The 16,962-nt window shown below is 55.8% G+C and carries 15 protein-coding genes; 12 read left to right on the forward strand and 3 right to left on the reverse strand.

Annotation, left to right across the window (positions count from 1 at the left end):
- Positions 1-136: 136 nt before the first annotated feature.
- Positions 137-2,224: a TonB-dependent copper receptor gene (locus ACO5Z0_RS03960; RefSeq protein ID WP_485649292.1), complete on the reverse strand. Its 2,088-nt coding sequence runs from the start codon at positions 2,222-2,224 to the stop codon at positions 137-139.
- Between the two features lie 247 nt (positions 2,225-2,471).
- Here ACO5Z0_RS03960 and ACO5Z0_RS03965 point away from each other — a divergent pair, with 247 nt between their 5' ends.
- The 5 genes from ACO5Z0_RS03965 (at position 2,472) to ACO5Z0_RS03985 (ending at position 8,854) form a co-directional block, all read left to right on the forward strand.
- Positions 2,472-3,701 carry an aspartate kinase gene (locus ACO5Z0_RS03965; RefSeq protein ID WP_485649293.1) on the forward strand — a complete coding sequence of 410 codons (1,230 nt, stop codon included), beginning with the start codon at positions 2,472-2,474 and terminating at the stop codon, positions 3,699-3,701.
- Between the two features lie 449 nt (positions 3,702-4,150).
- Positions 4,151-5,395 carry a pyridoxal phosphate-dependent aminotransferase gene (locus ACO5Z0_RS03970; protein ID WP_485649294.1) on the forward strand — a complete coding sequence of 415 codons (1,245 nt, stop codon included), beginning with the start codon at positions 4,151-4,153 and terminating at the stop codon, positions 5,393-5,395.
- 100 nt (positions 5,396-5,495) lie between these two features.
- Entirely contained in the window at positions 5,496-6,122 is a 627-nt protein-coding gene (locus tag ACO5Z0_RS03975) for a DUF47 domain-containing protein (RefSeq protein ID WP_442673157.1), read from the forward strand.
- Positions 6,115-7,110 (forward strand): anion permease, encoded by a 996-nt coding sequence (locus ACO5Z0_RS03980; protein ID WP_485649295.1) that lies wholly within the window; start codon positions 6,115-6,117, stop codon positions 7,108-7,110. Before ACO5Z0_RS03975 ends, ACO5Z0_RS03980 begins: the two co-directional genes overlap by 8 nt.
- Before the next feature lie 97 nt (positions 7,111-7,207).
- Positions 7,208-8,854: a uridine kinase family protein gene (locus ACO5Z0_RS03985; RefSeq protein ID WP_485649296.1), complete on the forward strand. Its 1,647-nt coding sequence runs from the start codon at positions 7,208-7,210 to the stop codon at positions 8,852-8,854.
- Positions 8,855-8,938: 84 nt separating this feature from the next.
- Here ACO5Z0_RS03985 and ACO5Z0_RS03990 read toward each other — a convergent pair whose 3' ends face one another.
- Entirely contained in the window at positions 8,939-10,333 is a 1,395-nt protein-coding gene (locus tag ACO5Z0_RS03990; protein WP_442673160.1) for a pyruvate carboxylase subunit B, read from the reverse strand.
- 251 nt (positions 10,334-10,584) lie between these two features.
- The gene (dat, locus tag ACO5Z0_RS03995) at positions 10,585-11,445 is read right to left on the reverse strand and encodes a D-amino-acid transaminase (protein ID WP_485649297.1); all 861 of its coding nucleotides are present in this window, start codon (positions 11,443-11,445) and stop codon (positions 10,585-10,587) included.
- A 197-nt stretch (positions 11,446-11,642) separates the two neighbouring features.
- Between dat and ACO5Z0_RS04000 the strand changes: the two genes are divergently transcribed.
- The 7 genes from ACO5Z0_RS04000 to ACO5Z0_RS04030 are packed head-to-tail and all read left to right on the forward strand — an operon-like array spanning position 11,643 to position 16,821.
- Positions 11,643-11,912: an ACT domain-containing protein gene (locus ACO5Z0_RS04000; RefSeq protein ID WP_442673162.1), complete on the forward strand. Its 270-nt coding sequence runs from the start codon at positions 11,643-11,645 to the stop codon at positions 11,910-11,912.
- Positions 11,913-11,954: 42 nt separating this feature from the next.
- A complete protein-coding gene (locus ACO5Z0_RS04005) occupies positions 11,955-13,316 on the forward strand; it encodes a DUF711 family protein (RefSeq protein WP_485649298.1) in 1,362 nt (453 codons plus the stop codon).
- Between the two features lie 7 nt (positions 13,317-13,323).
- Positions 13,324-13,953 (forward strand): endonuclease III, encoded by a 630-nt coding sequence (gene nth / locus ACO5Z0_RS04010; RefSeq protein WP_442673164.1) that lies wholly within the window; start codon positions 13,324-13,326, stop codon positions 13,951-13,953.
- A gap of 21 nt (positions 13,954-13,974) precedes the next feature.
- Positions 13,975-14,448 (forward strand): N-acetyltransferase, encoded by a 474-nt coding sequence (locus ACO5Z0_RS04015; RefSeq protein WP_442675819.1) that lies wholly within the window; start codon positions 13,975-13,977, stop codon positions 14,446-14,448.
- A gap of 19 nt (positions 14,449-14,467) precedes the next feature.
- Positions 14,468-15,481 carry a 3-deoxy-7-phosphoheptulonate synthase gene (gene aroF, locus ACO5Z0_RS04020; protein ID WP_442673166.1) on the forward strand — a complete coding sequence of 338 codons (1,014 nt, stop codon included), beginning with the start codon at positions 14,468-14,470 and terminating at the stop codon, positions 15,479-15,481.
- Positions 15,478-16,365: a prephenate dehydrogenase gene (locus ACO5Z0_RS04025; protein ID WP_485649299.1), complete on the forward strand. Its 888-nt coding sequence runs from the start codon at positions 15,478-15,480 to the stop codon at positions 16,363-16,365. The genes aroF and ACO5Z0_RS04025 overlap by 4 nt, the downstream gene beginning before the upstream one ends.
- Before the next feature lie 15 nt (positions 16,366-16,380).
- Positions 16,381-16,821, forward strand: a complete 441-nt coding sequence (locus ACO5Z0_RS04030; RefSeq protein WP_485649300.1) for a UPF0158 family protein — start codon at positions 16,381-16,383, stop codon at positions 16,819-16,821.
- The last annotated feature ends 141 nt before the right edge of the window (positions 16,822-16,962 follow it).

Raw genomic sequence — 16,962 nt, forward strand, 5'->3', positions numbered from 1 at the left:
TCCAGCAATATAGCATGAATCGGGGGATTTTGTCCATGCCGTGCGATGGCTGGGAGTGAAACGGAAAATCCCGCAGAGTGATGCTGCGTGCATCTTCTGCGGGATTTTTCTGTTTGTCGGAGAAAAAGAATATGCGTCAGAACTGATAGTTCGTCTTGAACCAGAAGGTTCTGCCCGGTTCGTTGATATGATCGCGCGCGGTGATGCCGAGGTTGCTGATGGCAGACTCGTTGTAGCTGACGAATTCGGCGTATTTTTTGTTGAAGAGATTGTCGACGCCCAGGGAAAAGACGAGATTGTCGCCGGCACGGTAGGCGCAGCTTGCAGAAACGATGCCGAAGCCGCCCGTCGGGCCGTGATCGACGCCCGTTTCGCTGCCGTAGCCCGTGCGATAGCGGTTCTGCCTGTCGACCAGACGCCAGAGAAGGTTCGCCTCCCATTTGCCTTGGCGATATTTCGCTGCGAGGCTTCCTTCGAGCGGTGCGATCTGCGGCAGCGGCGCATGGTTTGTCGTGTCGTCGCCGTGGGTGAAGGAAAGCGTGCCCGTCACGGACCATTGCGGCGAGAAGCTGTGCGTATATTCCGCTTCCATGCCGTAGAGACGTGCGTCTACGTTGCCATAAGCGCTCGACGGCAGGCGCAGGATGAAGTCGTCGACATGTGCGTAGAAGAGGGAAAGGCTGCCTTGATCTTGTCCGCGTGCGTAGAGCCAGCCGAGGTCGAGCTGCGTATTGCGCTCGCGGTTCGGACGAGAGGCGTCCGGCGAAGCGGTCTGACCGTTCACGCGATTGTTGTGCGCTTTCCACGTTTGGAAGGATTCCCAATAATCGGCGGGACGCTCTGCGTGGCCAAGCCCGACGTAGAAGGTCAGGGGGAGGGATGCGTAGTCGTACTCGTAGCGGATAAAGCCGCTGTAGGCGTTGTCGGCGGTTTCGCCGGGGACGAGATCCAGTGTCTTTCTGCCCCGCATGTTGTATGCCAAATAGTTGTGATAGTCGTTCGTCACGCGGTCGTAGCGGATGCCGCTGCGCAGATAGGTGCGCGGGCGCAGACGGTAATCGTGCTCGAAGAATACGCCGAAGGAGCGGATGTCCATATCATCGCGGAAGGAGCCGATGGGGCGGTCCTTGAAGGCGCTGGCGAAAGCGTGCTCCTGATTTTGCAGCTCGAAGCCGAAGGCTCCCGTGCTGCGCGGCGTAAAAGCAAGCTCTGCGATGGCGCGGACGCCGTACTGCGTACGCTTGACGTCCGTGCCCATCTTTCCCGCAGAGCGCAGAGAATAGTTGTCCATGATGTGATCGATGACGGCGTGGTGGAACGTCACATCGAGGTTCGTGACGACGGGAGAGAGGTTGGCGCGGTTGTACTTGAATGTCCAACTGTCACGGTCGAACTGACTGCCGTCCATCATGGAGTGGGCGAATTTTGCATGACCGCGGCTCATATCGTAGGCAAGCTCAAGCAGGGTATCTTTGTCCGGTGTGAGACCGACGATACCCGACAGGCTGTAGCGTCCGTAGCCTGAATGGATGCGTCTGCCGCTGCCGTCGGCGTAGTCGTCGGCGTAGTTGCGTGTTTGGATGAGACGCACATAGCCGCTCTTGTCGCCTGCTGTGACGTCGAGGAGGTCGTCGAAGCGGTGGCTGCCGCCGAACGTGAGGATCGCGTTGCCTCGTACGTCCGGCTCTTGAAAGCGCTTCGTTTCGCGCTCGAAGAGAACGGCGCCTGAGATGCTGGCGCCGTCGCGCACGCTTTGCGGTCCCTTGCGCACGACGATGCGGCTGAACGTCTCAGGAAAAGCATAGGTCGTCGTCGGATCCATGCGCCCCGGGCAGCCGCCGAACATATTGCCGCCGTCCATGCGCACGTTCAGACGCGTGCCGCCCATGCCGCGCAGCATGGGATCGCCGCTGATGCCGCCCTTGCGCACGAGAGAGAAGCCCGGCAGGTTCTTCAGGTAGCCGCCGCCGTCCGCTGCCGGCACGGGCTGACGCGGTCGTTTGGGATCCGTGTCGAGCGTCAGCGGCTCGCGGCTGCGGTTGGCTGTGACGATGATCTCGTCTAAGACGAAAGCCGTTTGTGTGTCGTGCTTGTCGGGGGCGCGTTCGCTATCCGTCTCGGGGGCGGATGCCGCTGCCGCCTGCACCGTGACGGTGGAGAGAAAGCCGAATGTCAAGGCGCCTGCAAAAGAGAGCAGGCGGTGTTGATGCTTCCATAAGTGCATGGGAATCCTCCTGGAAATGATAATAAATATCTTTACCGAAGGAGTATAGCATAATTTTCCATGAGAGACAACGATTTTCTTCGCGAAATGCGCTTCGTATTTTTGTTTCTTGGTAGACGTGGACATGAAATTCTTGTATAATAAAAGGCGGTCACTCGTGTTTTTTGATGTTTTGTAACGGATGACTATTGTCAAAGGACATTCTGCCTGCGGTGCTTTTTGCCGCACGGCAATCTGGGAGGAAGTTATGGCTCTGATAGTAAAGAAGTTTGGCGGCAGTTCAGTTGCCACGACGGAGAAGATCAAGGCGGTGGCGAAGCGTGTCCTCGACGGGATGCAGCCGGATGACAAGGTCGTTGTCGTCGTTTCCGCTATGGGCGACACCACGGATGATCTTATTGATCTGGCACGCGGCATAGATAAAAATCCGTATCATTATGCGCGTGAGATGGACATGTTGTTAACAACGGGTGAGCAGGTATCCATCGCTCTTTTAGCGATGGCTTTTTGCTCGATGGGACACAAGGCGATTTCTTTGACGGGGGCGATGGTCGGCATGGAGACGAACTCCGTGCACACGAAGGGACGCATCGTCGGCATCGAGCCGGATCGCGTCCAAAAGGCGCTCGCTGACGGCAATATTGTCGTCGTTGCGGGATTTCAGGGAGCGGATGCTTTAGGCGACCCCGTGACGCTTGGGCGCGGCGGCTCGGATACGTCGGCGGTGGCTCTTGCCGGCGCCTTGAAAGCGGACAGCTGCGAGATATTCACCGATGTAGACGGCATATACTCTGCGGATCCTCGACTCATTGCAGGCGCACGCAAGATGCAGGAGATCACCTACGATGAGATGCTTGAGATGGCGCGTCTCGGCGCCGGCGTCATGCAGCCGCGCTCCGTGGAGATGGGGAAGCACTTCGGCATCCCCATCCATGTACGCTCGACGTTTACAGAGAAGACAGGCACGATGATCAGGGAGGCTTATACAATGGAAGAGAAGGATTTTGAAATCAGAGGGCTGGCGCACGACGACAAGGTGGCGAAGCTCGCCGTCATGGGCGTGCCGAACCAGCCGGGCATCGCACATGCCCTCTTTTCCGCACTCGCCGACGCCAATGTGAGCGTCGATATGATCGTGCAGAGCGTGCGCAGTCTCGAACGCAATGTGACGGATATGGTCTTTACGGTCGCCGTTGACGACCTTGAGACGGCGCGTGAGATCGTCGAGAAGGTCAAGACGAAGCTCAACGCTGTATCGGTTCTCGTCGAAGAAAACGTCGCGAAGGTCTCCATCGTCGGCGTCGGTATGCTCGGCAACCCGGGCATAGCAGCGCGTATGTTCGGCGCGCTGCAGAAAGCGGACGTCAATATCGACATCATCAGCACGTCGGAGATCAGCATTTCCTGCCTCATCACGAAGGACAGGCTCAAGGAAGCGGCAAATGCGATTCACGATGAATTTTTTCCATGCGCGTGAGATGAGAAAGACGAACTTTTTAGGAAACGCTGATAAAATGAAGTCGCCCAGATTTGCACAGATGCGCTGTTCCTATAGCGGTCAACGTCAACCAATCATGCGGCGCGCTTTGCGCTTGCATTCTTGGGACGTTTTCGCATACGAACCGTTGCCCAATCGCCTGCGTCCTTCGGACTTGGCTCTTGGACGGTTCAGTAAGGAAACAAGCTACACGCACAAACGTCCACTTTGTGGACATTGTGCGCCGCCCTTACCTGAAACCAGCCAATCGGTCTGCGCCTTCGGCTTGACCTCTTGGGGTTTCAGTGTAAACCGCAGGCGTAGCGGTGCTACGTCGAGGATTTGTTGACGACGAGAGGACAGTGCAGATGTGTGAAGATGGGTGGCTGAATTTATCAGTGATTCCTTAAGAAGCAGGAGCCAAGGCGTTTAGGAGGTTTCATAATAAAATGAGTACGAAGATGGCTGCATCGCATACAGAAAACAAGTTTCTCAACGACGTGATCTTTGCTGCGAGCGGCGCGGCGACGGCAGCGGCAAAGGAGCATGGGGCAGCGAACGTTACGAACGCCACCTTGGGCGCGATTTTTGGCGAGGACGAAAAGCTCGCTTGTATACCTACCGTCGAGAAGGTGCTGCGCGAACTGCCGATCTCGGAGATCATCGCCTATGCGCCGGTCGCCGGACTGCCGGCGTATCTCGCCGGTGTGGAGGAGATCGTCTTTGCAGGGCATCGTCCGGCAGGATATGTTGAGGCGGTGGCGACGGCAGGCGGCTCGGGCGCCGTACACCACGCGATTGAAAACTATTCGGAAGTGGGGGACGGCGTCCTTACTTCCGATTGGTATTGGGGACCCTACAGTGCGCTTTGCCAAAATATCGGACGCCGATTGGAGACGTACCCGCTGTTTGACGAGACGCTCTCCTTCAATACAGCGGCTTTTTCCAAGAAGGTGACGATGCTTCTTGAAACGCAGGATTCGCTCCTCGTCATCATCAATACACCTGCGCACAATCCGACGGGTTACTCCCTCTCCGATGCAGATTGGGATGCGGTGCTTGATGCTTTGAAGGAACATGCAAAGACGGGCAAGCGCATCAGCATCCTCGTTGACATCGCCTATATCGAGTACAGCGGCACGAAGGATGAAACGCGCGCCTTTATGGAGAAGTTTGCAGATCTTCCCGCGAACCTCTTTATCATGTTCGCGTTCAGCATGTCTAAGGCGTATACGTTCTATGGACAGCGTACGGGAGCGATCGTCGGACTTTCTTCGAGCCGTGCGGTCATCGAGGAGTTTTCCAACGTCAGCAAGTTTTCCAGCCGTGCCACATGGTCGAACATCAACCGCGGCGCTATGGCGCTTCTGGCAGAGATCCAACACGATGCGGCTCTTTTGGCACAGTTTGAAAAGGAACGCGATGCGCTCTATCAGATCGTCCGTGCGCGCGGTGCGCTCTTTATGGACGAAGCGAAAGCATGTGGTCTCAAGGCGCTGCCGTACAAGGCGGGCTTCTTCCTCGCCGTACCGACAAAGGATCCGCAGGCTGTAACGGACAAGCTGCACGATGATCTCGTCTTTGCCGTTCCCTTGAAGCGCGGCGTGCGCATCGCTGTCTGCGGCGTCGCTACGTCGAAGATCAAAGGACTTGCCGCGAAGGTCAAGAAGGCATGGGATTTTGTGGGAAAATAAGCATTTGCGACTATTCTAAACTTCAATATTGCTCTATCTGAAAAATGATGTTATAGTTGAGAGGGAAAGCGGATAGAGATTGTGTTCTGGGAGGAAGCAAATGTTTAATTTCAAGAACAAGGACTCAGAGTTCTTCGACTTGTTCCTCGAAAGTGCCCAGTATTTCCATAAATGCGCTGTGATGATGGATGAGGTTATGCAGGATTACAGCAAGGCGGAAGCAAAGATGCGTGAGATCATTGATCTTGAGCATGAGGCAGACGCCGTCAATGACAAGATCATTGACAAGCTCAACCAGACTTTCATCACACCGATTGACCGTGAGGACATCTATGCTCTCGCCAACGGTCTTGACGACGGCGTTGATTTTTTGCAGGGGACGCTGCAGCGTGTCGTCATGTACCATATCGGCGGTGTCAAGGATAGTGCGATCGCCTTGACAAAGCTTCTCATCGAATGTACGGAAGAGATGATGAAAGCATTTAAGCTCTTGAAGCATGTGAAGAAGAACCAGACGGAGATCTTAAAGTGTACGCATCGTATCAGCAGCTTAGAGAGCGAGGGGGATCGCGTCTATCGCAACGAGGTTGCCAACCTTTTTGAAAACGTCAAGGATCCCATTGAACTCATCAAGTGGAAGGATGTTCTGGAGTATTTGGAGGACACGCTCGACCATTGCGAGAATGTAGCAGACATGGTGCGCGGCGTGGTAATGAAGTATGCCTGAGCTGCAGTTTCTCATTCTGACGGTCATTGTGCTCGCTTTGATATTTGACTTTATCAACGGCTTTCATGATACGGCGAATGCGATCGCGACATCCGTTTCAACACGCGCCATAAAGCCGGCACATGCCATCATCATGGCGGCGTTTTTGAACTTTATCGGCGCGATTTACAGTACGGGCGTTGCCAAAACGATCGGCGGCGACATCGTGGCGAGTGCGGAGATGGTCGATGAGCATATCATCATCGCGGCGCTCGTAGGCTCGATTATATGGAATCTTTTCACTTGGTATGTAGCGATGCCGAGCAGCTCTTCGCACGCACTTGTCGGCGGCATCATCGGCGCCGTGCTTGTCTCTACAGGCAGCACGGGACTGAACTTGATAGGCATAGGAAAGATCGTGCTGTCATTGATTGCGTCGCCGCTTTTGGCGATTTTCTCAGGGTTTCTTGTGATGACGCTGCTTTTTTTCCTCTTTGGACGCTTTGCACCGTCGGCGCTCAACGGGCGCTTCAAGAAGATGCAGATCCTCTCGGCGGCGGCGATGGCATTTTCTCATGGTTCGAATGATGCGCAGAAGTCGATGGGCATCATCACGCTGGCGCTTTTGTCCGGCGGCTACATCTCAAGTTTTGAGGTGCCGGACTATGTGAAGTTCCTGTGTGCGGCGGCAATGGCGTGCGGCACGGCGCTCGGCGGCTGGCGAATCATACGTACGATCGGCGGCAAGATCTTCAAACTGGAGCCGATCAGTGGTTTCGCAGCGGATCTCAATTCGTCCATCGTCATTTTTTCGGCGACGCTTTTGCATCTGCCTGTCAGTACGACGCACGTCGTTTCCGGCTCCATCATGGGCGTCGGCACGGCGAAGCGCATTCGTGCCGTGCGGTGGGGCGTTGCGCAGCAGATGCTTGCTGCATGGGTGCTGACGATCCCGTGTACGGCTGTCATGGGGGCGCTGGCGTATCAACTCGTTCTTTGGATTTTCTGATGAATCTGCTGGATCAATGGCTGGAAAGGGACGCTGTGCGTGCTTTTCAGCCGTTTCTTTTTATGCGTTGCTATGAATCTGAATAGGAGGCGAAAGTATGCGCTGGGAGAAGGGAAAAGGGCGGGAGATCCCCGCAGAAACGATGCTTTTGGATCTTGCACAAGAGGTGCAGCAGGCGGGAGAACCGCTCATTGTGGCGGCGCGTGTGGACAATGTCTTGCGTGATTTGCAGTCGCCTGTCGGGGCGTTTCATACGATAGAGCTTGTCGATACGAGAAGCGAGCTGGGACGGCGCATCTACCAGCATTCCGTCGTGTTTTTGCTCATCTTGGCAGCGCATGAGGTTCAGCCGGATTTGTCGGTCATCGTACAGTTCACGGCGCACGGCGGACTTTACTGTGCGCTGCAGACGCCGTCCGGTGTGACGAAGCACATGGTGCGGGAGATCGAGCAGCGTATGCGTGAGATCGTTGCGGAAAACCGCCCGATCGTCAAAAAGCGCCTGCAGCGCGAGGAGGTTGTGCAGCTATTCAAGCAGTCCGAGCAGATTGAAAAAGCAAATCTCGTCATGTCACTGGAGTCGGAAAAAGCAAGCGTTTATTACTGCGGCGATTTTTATGACTATTTTTTCGGCCCTATGGTATCTGCGACGGGGGTCTTAGGGAAGTTTGCTCTTGATGCCATGCCGGACGGCGTGCTGCTGCGCACCCCAAATGCGGATGCGCCCGAAGTCGTACCTGCATTGCGTGCGCAGCCGAAGTTCGGGGGCATTCTCATGGAAGCGGAGCGCTGGGCGAATGTCCTGCGCTGTGACTATGTGTCCGATCTCAATCGCTATATACGCCGCGGTGAGATCGCTGACATCATCCATGTATCAGAGGCTTTGCACGAGAAGAAGATTGCTGAGATTGCCGATCATATCGCTGCGAATATCAAGAAGCTGCGCCTCATCCTTATCGCAGGGCCGTCGTCGTCGGGCAAGACTTCGTTTGCGCAGCGTCTGCGCATACAACTTCGTGTCAATGGCATCGAGCCTGTCTCCATATCGCTCGACGATTATTTTCGCAACTGGGAGGATACGCCGCGCCTGCCGGACGGAACGTATGACTTTGAAAACATCGGCGCACTTGACGTCGCACTCTTCAACGATCATCTCGTGCGCCTTCTGCGCGGTGAAGAGGTCATTTTGCCGCGTTACAATTTCCTCACGGGAAAGCGGGAAGAGGGGACGGCGCATCTGTCTGTGGCGCCGACGGCGCCCCTGATTGTCGAGGGCATTCATGGGCTTAATGAAGCTCTGACTGCCGCTGTACCGCGAGAGAAGAAGTACAAGATCTATATCAGCGCCCTGACGCAGCTCAATATCGACGCACACAACCGCATAGCTACGACGGATGCGCGGCTTCTTCGCCGTATGGTGCGCGACTACCAGTTTCGCGGTGCATACGCTTTGAAAACTTTGCGCCAGTGGCCCGATGTGCGCGCGGGGGAGGAGAAGAATATTTTCCCATTCCAAGAAGAAGCGGATGTGATGTTCAATTCGGCGCTGATTTATGAGATTGCCGTCTTGAAGCGCTATGCCGTGCCGCTCTTGGAGATGGTGCCGCGCGATGTGCCGGAGTACACGAAGGCGAATCGTCTGCTCGATTTCTGCCGCTGCTTTGCTGATATCACGGAGGAATACGATATCCCGAACAACTCGCTTCTGCGTGAGTTCATCGGCAAGTCGATTTTCTTCAAATAGGGAAACGGAGCAAACAAAAAACCACGCTTTCGCGTGGTTTTTTGTTTGCCCCCCTGCAAGGGGGAAACCGGTGATGACTCTCGATCAGCCCTTCTTGGACATATCGTAAGCGTTCATCGGTGCGTAATGCTTCTTGAAGAACTCTTCGGCGACCTGCGGGAAGAGTGCATAGGAGAGGATATCCTCTTCCGTCGGGTTGAGGAAGCCTTTTTCCTTCATCTCCTTCTCGAAGTCTGCGAGCTTCGGAGCCTTGGCATCTTCTGCGACGATATCGTCGATGATCTCGCTCTCGGGGATGCCGAGCGTCTTTGTGAGGTAGTCGCGCTTGACTTCCACCGGCGGCTTGCCGAACTTGCCGCGGGCAAGATCTTTGAATTCCTTCGGGACGATCTTGTAACGCTCGCCCGTCATGACGTTGAACGTAGCCATCGTGCCGACGATCTGGCTCGACGGCGTGACGAGCGGCGGGAAGCCGACATCTTCGCGCACGCGCGGCATTTCGTCGAGGAGATCCTGGAACTTATCTTCCATGCCCTGCTCCTTGAGCTGGTTTGCAAGGTTCGAGAGCATACCGCCCGGGATCTGGAAGTCGATGACGTTCGGGTTGACATCGAAATAGCCTTTGAGGTTGAATTCTTTGATGAGATCCTGTTTGACCTGCAGGAAGTGCTTCGCGATCGGCGTCATGGCATGACGGTCAAGACCTGTGTCGAACGGCGTGCCTTCGAGGGCGGCGACCATCGTCTCCGTGCAGGGCTGGGATGTATCGAGAGCGAACGGCGAGAGGGCGCAGTCGACGACATCGACACCGGCTTCAATCGCCTTCATGTACGTCATGCTGCCGAAGCCGGACGTGTAGTGCGTATGGAGCTGAATGGGAATGTCGAGCTTCGCTTTGAGTTTCTTCACGAGGTCTTCTGCGACATACGGCTTCAGAAGGCCGGACATATCCTTGATGCAGACGGAATGGCAGCCCATCTCCTGCAGCTTTTCGGAGAGTTCGACAAAGACTTCGTTCGTATGATAAGGGCTGAGTGTGTAAACGAGGCAGCCTTGTACATGCGGCTTCTCTTTGCAGCCGAGAGCAGCGCTGATCGCCGTCTTGAGGTTGCGCACGTCGTTCAGTGCGTCGAAGATGCGGAACACGCCCATGCCGTGCTCGGATGCCTTCTCGACGAATTTCTTGACGACATCGTCCGAATAGTGGTTGTAACCCAAGAGGTTCTGACCGCGAAGCAGCATCTGAATCGGGGTCTTGAGACGTGCCTTGAGTTTGTCGAGTCTCTCCCACGGATCTTCATCGAGGAAGCGAAGGCAGGTATCAAAGGTCGCACCGCCCCAAGCTTCGAGCGAATTGTAGCCGAGCTTGTCGAGCGAGGCGAGCATCGGCTCCATCTGCGCGTAACGCATACGCGTCGCACACAGGGACTGGTGGCCGTCGCGAAGTACTGTTTCTGTGATTTTTACCTTTTTTGCCATAAAAAAACACACTCCTTCGGGTTATACTACCATAAACATGATGTATTTGCTTCACTACAAGTATAGGTACTATTTTGGATATTGTCAATGAAAAGTTGTGATTTTTGCAGGTTTTTTCCAATACGCGAAAAATTCTGCCAACAAAAGAAACCACGACCGTTGGCAGCCGTGGTTTCTTTTGGGGAACTAGACGCACAAGCGTCCGCTTCGCGGATGTTGTGCGCCGCCCTGCATGAAAGTCCCCAAGCGTCTTAGGAAAAGCAAGCCTTTTGGATAAGCGATTGAAACGATGCCATGATTTTTTTCGTGATTTCGCCCGGCGCGCCTGAGCCGATCGTTTTGCCGCCGATCTTGACGACGGGGGTGACTTCGAGACTCGTACTCGTTTCAAAAGCTTCGTCCGCTTTTTGCGCAAATTCCGGCGTGAATGTTTTTTCGATGACGGTCAAACCGAGTTCCTTGGCGCATTCTTCGACGACGACGGCGCGGGTGACGCCCGGCAGCACGAGATGATCGAGCGGATGCGTCCAGACGACACCGTCTTTGACGAGGAAGAAGGTGCTGCTTGCGCCTTCGGTGACGAATCCCGTATCTTTGCGATAGAGAAGCGCTTCCGCGCAGCCTTCCGCTTTCGCTTTCTCTTTGGCGAAGACGGCGCCGAGAAGATTCAGCGACTTGATGTCGCAGCGCAGCCAGCGGATGTCCTCGGCGAGCGCGAGTGAGATGCCGCTTTCTTGCTGCTCTCGGTTGGGCGTGCTTTCGCGAATCGTCATGGAGAGATTCGGCGTGGCGCGTCCGGGGAAGGGAAAGGCGCGGGCTGCCGTGCCGCGCGTGACCTGAAAGTAGATGGCGCCGCTCTTTATGCCGCTCTTTTCGATGAGGTCGTTATGAATGGCGGTGAGTTCTTCGTCCATGTAGGTGATGGGGATGTGCATTTCGCGCATGGAGCGGCGGAAGCGAGCGAGGTGGCGGTCAAACGCGAAGAGTTTGCCGTTGTAGACGTGCGTGACTTCGTAGATGCCGTCGCCGAACTGATAGCCGCGATCTTCGATGTCGACTTGCGCTTCGCCCGGCGCGTAGAAATGATCGTTAAAAAAGCTGAGTTCCTTCAAAAGAGTGACCCCCTTGATGATGAGTTTTTCGCATTGTGTCAGAAAATGCTTCTTCCATTATAACGGAAACCGATGCAAAAAACAATTTGGGAGACGTGCCCTCTTGGATTTTCAGTCTGTGACTGCTATAATGAGAAAATATACATCAAAAAGCTCGGCGGCGCATGGCGGCTGTCGGAAAGAATGAGGGGTTGCAAATGAAAATTGTGGTGACGATCGTCGGCAAGGACAGCGTGGGCATCATCGCGGCGGTCAGTACGATTTTGGCGGAGAACGGCGTCAACATTCTGAGCATCAATCAAAATATCATGGACGGTTTTTTCAACATGGTCATGATCGCCGATATGACGGGCAGTAAGATCGAGCTTGCTGCGGTGCGTCAGCTTTTAGAGGAGAAGGGCGAGACGCTTGGCGTTGAGATCAAGACGCAGCATGAGGATATTTTCAATGCGATGCACAAAGTTTGAACAGGCCGCTGCTTTTCTTGAGCCGTTGCAGGAGGTTTTTTTGTGATTACCATTGATGATATATTAGAAACAAATCGCATGATTACGGAGAACAAGCTCGACGTGCGCACGATCACGATGGGCATTTCACTCCGTGACTGCGCACATCCGAACATCGAGCAGTTTTGCCGCAACGTCTACGACAAGGTCACGAAGTCGGCGGAGTTCCTCGTAGAGACGGGCAGGGACATCGAGGCGGAGTACGGCATTCCGATCATCAACAAGCGCGTTTCCGTCACGCCGATCGCCATCGCGGCGGACGCCTGCAAGACGGATTCTTACGTCCCTGTTGCCGAAGCGCTCGACCGTGCGGCGAAGGAGATCGGCATCAACTTCATCGGGGGCTTTTCCGCACTCGTTGAAAAGGGCTATACGCATGGCGATCAAGTGTTGATTTCGTCGATTCCGCAGGCGCTTTCTTCGACGGAGCTCGTCTGTTCCTCGGTCAATCTCGGCTCGACGAAGGCGGGCATCAACATGGACTGCGTGCGTGAGATGGGCGAGGTCATCAAACGCACGGCGGAATTGACGCGCGATCAGGCGGCGATCGGCTGTGCGAAGCTCGTCGTTTTCTGCAACGCGCCGGGGGACAATCCCTTTATGGCAGGGGCTTTCCACGGTGTTTCCGAGGCGGACAAGGTCGTGAGCGTCGGCGTCAGCGGCCCGGGGGTTGTGAAGCGCGCCTTGGAGGACATCAAGGGGGCGGATTTCTCCGAGGTGGCGGAGATGATTAAGCGCACGGCGTTCAAGATCACGCGCGTCGGTCAGCTCGTGGCGCGTGAAGCGTCGAAACGTCTCGGCGTGCCTTTCGGCATTATCGATCTCTCGCTTGCGCCGACGCCGGCGGTCGGCGACAGCGTCGCGCACATTTTGGAGGAGATGGGACTTGAAAGCTGCGGCGCTCCGGGGACGACGGCGGCGCTTGCGCTTTTAAATGATGCGGTCAAGAAGGGGGGCCTCATGGCGTCGTCGCATGTAGGCGGTCTCTCGGGCGCGTTCATCCCTGTCAGTGAGGATGCGGGCATGATTGATGCCGTCGCGCGCGGCAGTCTTTCGCTCGAAAAGCTTGAGGCGATGACGTGCGTCTGCTCCGTCGGGCTCGACATGATTGCGGTCGCGGGCGATACGACGGCGGCGACGATTTCGGGAATCATCGCGGATGAAGCGGCGATCGGCATGATTAACAACAAGACGACGGCGGTGCGCATCATCCCCGTGCCCGGCAAGAAGGTCGGCGATGAAGTCGAGTGGGGCGGTCTCTTGGGACGCTGCCCGATCATGCCCGTCAGAGACGCGTTCCGTTCAGAGGCGTTCATTGCACGCGGCGGGCGTATTCCTGCGCCTGTGCGCAGTTTGACGAACTGAGGCTCTGATGCGGGTCACGAAGAAGATACGAGAAGAGCAGCTGAAGATTCTTGAAGAGACGTATCGCGGCGCGAAGCCTGAGCTTCATTTTCGCAATCCCTTTGAACTTCTGATCGCCGTCATCTTGTCAGCGCAGTGTACGGATAAGCGCGTGAATATCACGACGGCGCGCCTTTTTCAAAAGGCGGCGACGCCGGAGGCTATCGTCGCTTTGGGGCTTTCGGGGCTGGAAGAGGAGATCAAGGACTGCGGGCTTTTCCGCAACAAGGCGAAGAATATCATGGCGACGTGCCGCACGCTCGTCGAGGAGTTCGGCGGTGAGGTGCCGTCGGACTACGATACGCTTTTGAAGCTGCCGGGCGTTGGCAGAAAGACGGCGAACGTCGTCACGAGCGTTGCTTTCGGACGGCCTGCCATCGCCGTCGACACGCATGTCTTTCGCATTGCGAATCGGCTGAAACTCGCCGTGGGAGAGACGCCGCTTGCCGTGGAAAAGGGCTTGATGAAGAATATTCCGCGCGAAAAGTGGAGTGCGGCGCATCACTGGCTCATCTACCACGGCAGGCGCGTGTGCAAGGCGAATCGCCCGCACTGCGGCGAATGTCCGCTCGTTGGTGTTTGTCCAAGCCGCGAATAAGCGGCGAATGGAGGAAGCGTTTTGAAGTACAGGAAGGCCGTGTTTGCGGACGTGGAGAGCATCTTTCATCTCGTGAACGATTATGCGGCGGGCGGTGCGATGCTTGCACGCTCACGCAATACGCTCTACGAAACATTGCGTGATATGATCGTCGCCGAAGATGATGCGGGAAAGGTCGTCGGCGTCGGCGGTCTGCACATGATGTGGGATGGACTGGCGGAGGTGCGAACGATGGCGATTGCACCCGAGCTTGCGCGCTGCGGCATCGGCTCGGAAATTGTGCGCCGCCTTATGGAAGAGGGGCGTGCGCTCGGTGTACGTCAGTTTTTCACACTGACGTATAAGCCGGGATTTTTCAAAACGCTCGGCTTTCATATTGTCCCCAAGGAAACACTGCCGCAGAAGGTCTGGAAGGAATGCATCGACTGTCCCAAGTTCCCGAACTGTGACGAGATCGCTATGGTACGGGAAACTTCGGACGAGATGAACCTTTAATTTTGCAGGAGGTTATGGCATGATCATCGTAATGAGTCCGACATCGACCAAGGAAAATCTTGAGAAGGTGGAACAAAAAATCACGCAGGCAGGTCTCAAGTACCATCTTTCGACAGGCGATGAACGTACGATCGTCGGCGTGATCGGCGATAAGAAGATCATCGCCGGCCTGCAGATGAATTCTCTGGATGGGGTGGAAAAAACAGTGCGCATCACGGAGAAGTACAAACTTGTAAGCCGCGAATTCAAGCCGGATGACACCGTCGTCGATGTCGGCGGCGTGAAGGTCGGCGCGGGACATCTGACGGTCATGGCGGGACCGTGCGCCGTCGAGAGCATGGAGCAGCTTTTGGAAGCGGCAGAGTGCGTGAAGGACTGCGGCGCCGAGTTCCTTCGCGGCGGCGCCTTCAAGCCGCGCACTTCGCCATACGATTTTCAGGGTTTGGCAGACGAGGGGCTTAAATTGCTGCGCGAAGCGGCGGACAAGACGGGGCTCAAGGTCGTGACGGAGATCGTAAATATCAACGATGTCGAACTCATCACGAAATATGCCGATGTGATTCAGATCGGCGCGCGCAATATGCAGAATTTCCAACTGCTGAAAGAAGTCGGCAAGGTGCGTACGCCCGTGCTTTTGAAGCGCGGTCTTTCGGCGACGATCAGCGAGTGGCTCAATGCGGCGGAATACATCATGGCGGGCGGCAATGCCAACGTCATCCTCTGTGAGCGCGGCATCCGCACCTACGAAACGTATACGCGCAACACGCTCGATTTGAGCGCTGTCGCAGCCGTCAAGGAGATCTCGCATCTGCCGATTATCGTCGATCCGAGCCACGGCACAGGCCGCTGGCAGATGGTGCCGGCGATGGCGCGTGCGGCGATCGCCGCCGGTGCTGACGGGCTGATCATCGAGGTGCATCCGCATCCCGAAGTCGCGCTTTCGGACGGCGATCAGTCCCTGACGCCCGAGAACTTCCGAAAGACGATGGGTGAAGTGCGTGATATCGCACGCTTTATGGGGCGCAAAGCATGAAGATGAAGCTTGCAATCATCGGCGTCGGTCTCATCGGCGGCTCTCTGGGACTTTGCCTGAAGGAAAAGCTCGGTGAAGATATTTTCATCACAGGGCTTTGCCGCACGCAGAGATCCATGAATCTTGCCGTAGAGCTTGGCGCGGTTGACATGGCTTCGTCGGATGCGCGAAAGGTCGTAGAGGATGCCGACGTCGTATTTTTGGCGACGCCCGTGCTGCAGATGGCGCCGATGCTGGAAAAGATTCTGCCGTATCTTAAAGAAGGTGCGATCCTGACGGACGCGGGAAGCACAAAGGCGTATCTTTGGCAGCATATCCAAGGCATTCTGCCCGCTGGCGTTCACTACATCGCGGGGCATCCGATGACGGGCCGTGAAAAGAGCGGCGTCGAAGCGGCATCTGCAGATCTCTTCCGAAATAAAGCGTATGTCATTGTCGAGGATACCGGCGCGCCGCCCGAAGCGCATGAAAGGCTCATGAAGGTGCTTTCGCATACGGAAGCGAATTTTCTGCGGCTTGACATACGAAAGCATGATCGCTGCGCTTCGATCATCAGTCATGTGCCGCATGTGACGGCGGCGGCGCTCGTGACGCTTCTCAATCAGAGCGCGGGCGATATGGAGTCCTGCCTGAAGCTGGCGGGCGGCGGCTTCAAGGACACGACGCGCATCGCATCTTCGAACGCCGATATGTGGGCGGATATATGTATGACGAACGGGGAAGCGATCACGAGTCATCTGCGCGCTTTGCAGGCGATTCTCGACACGGTCATCGACGCCATTGAAGCAGGCGACCGCGAAGCTGTACATCGTTACTTTGCTGCAAGCAAGGAGAGGCGCGACGCGATCTTAGACCGCACAGAGAAGATGTACGATCTCGTATGACGGGGAGGGAAGTTTTTGGAAATCTCTTTGCAGGAGCTTGCGTCTGCGCTTGCGAAAACAGATGTACTGCAAGGCTATGTCGATACGCGCGAAGGGCGCATCCTCATGATCGGAGCGGCTGGTGAATCCACATCTTTTGATGAAGCGGCGAAGCGTGGGGAAGACTGCGTGGAACGGCTCCTTTCCATTGAGGATGATTGGCAGCGTTATGTGCCTCTGCCCAATATTTATGAGGAAGAGATTCGATCCGTTATGCAGGATTTCGCAAAGAAAGCGCCGCACGATGCGGGCGTCGCCCTCGCTGAGGCTTTGTCCGGCGCTGCTGCACGGCTGCGCTTTCGGCGCACGGTGCAGCGGCTTTCTCTCGAAGGGGCGTGGCAGGCGCATCTTTCGGCGAGCCTTCAGATGCTTGCACGCGACTGGTGTGAAGAAAACGCGATCGCTTATCGTGCATGAACCTGCAGGAGGTTGTTGAAGTTTGAGGAAGCGCTGCTGAAAGGAAGCCGCTCGGATGGATGAAGGCGGGAGCGGAATGTATCAGTGACTTCTTAATGGGATAAACAGCCTATTGATAATAGAATATACCCATGCTAAAAT

The sequence above is a fragment of the Selenomonas sp. genome, assembly GCF_057272215.1.

Coding starts and splice junctions, on each gene's coding strand:
- ACO5Z0_RS03990 (WP_442673160.1), bottom strand. CDS start 10,333: ATGGCAAAAAAGGTAAAAATCACAGAAACAGTACTTCGCGACGGCCAC.
- ACO5Z0_RS03965 (WP_485649293.1), top strand. CDS start 2,472: ATGGCTCTGATAGTAAAGAAGTTTGGCGGCAGTTCAGTTGCCACGACG.
- ACO5Z0_RS03980 (WP_485649295.1), top strand. CDS start 6,115: ATGCCTGAGCTGCAGTTTCTCATTCTGACGGTCATTGTGCTCGCTTTG.
- ACO5Z0_RS04025 (WP_485649299.1), top strand. CDS start 15,478: ATGAAGATGAAGCTTGCAATCATCGGCGTCGGTCTCATCGGCGGCTCT.
- ACO5Z0_RS03960 (WP_485649292.1), bottom strand. CDS start 2,224: ATGCACTTATGGAAGCATCAACACCGCCTGCTCTCTTTTGCAGGCGCC.
- nth (WP_442673164.1), top strand. CDS start 13,324: ATGCGGGTCACGAAGAAGATACGAGAAGAGCAGCTGAAGATTCTTGAA.
- ACO5Z0_RS04000 (WP_442673162.1), top strand. CDS start 11,643: ATGAAAATTGTGGTGACGATCGTCGGCAAGGACAGCGTGGGCATCATC.
- aroF (WP_442673166.1), top strand. CDS start 14,468: ATGATCATCGTAATGAGTCCGACATCGACCAAGGAAAATCTTGAGAAG.
- ACO5Z0_RS03970 (WP_485649294.1), top strand. CDS start 4,151: ATGAGTACGAAGATGGCTGCATCGCATACAGAAAACAAGTTTCTCAAC.
- ACO5Z0_RS03975 (WP_442673157.1), top strand. CDS start 5,496: ATGTTTAATTTCAAGAACAAGGACTCAGAGTTCTTCGACTTGTTCCTC.
- ACO5Z0_RS03985 (WP_485649296.1), top strand. CDS start 7,208: ATGCGCTGGGAGAAGGGAAAAGGGCGGGAGATCCCCGCAGAAACGATG.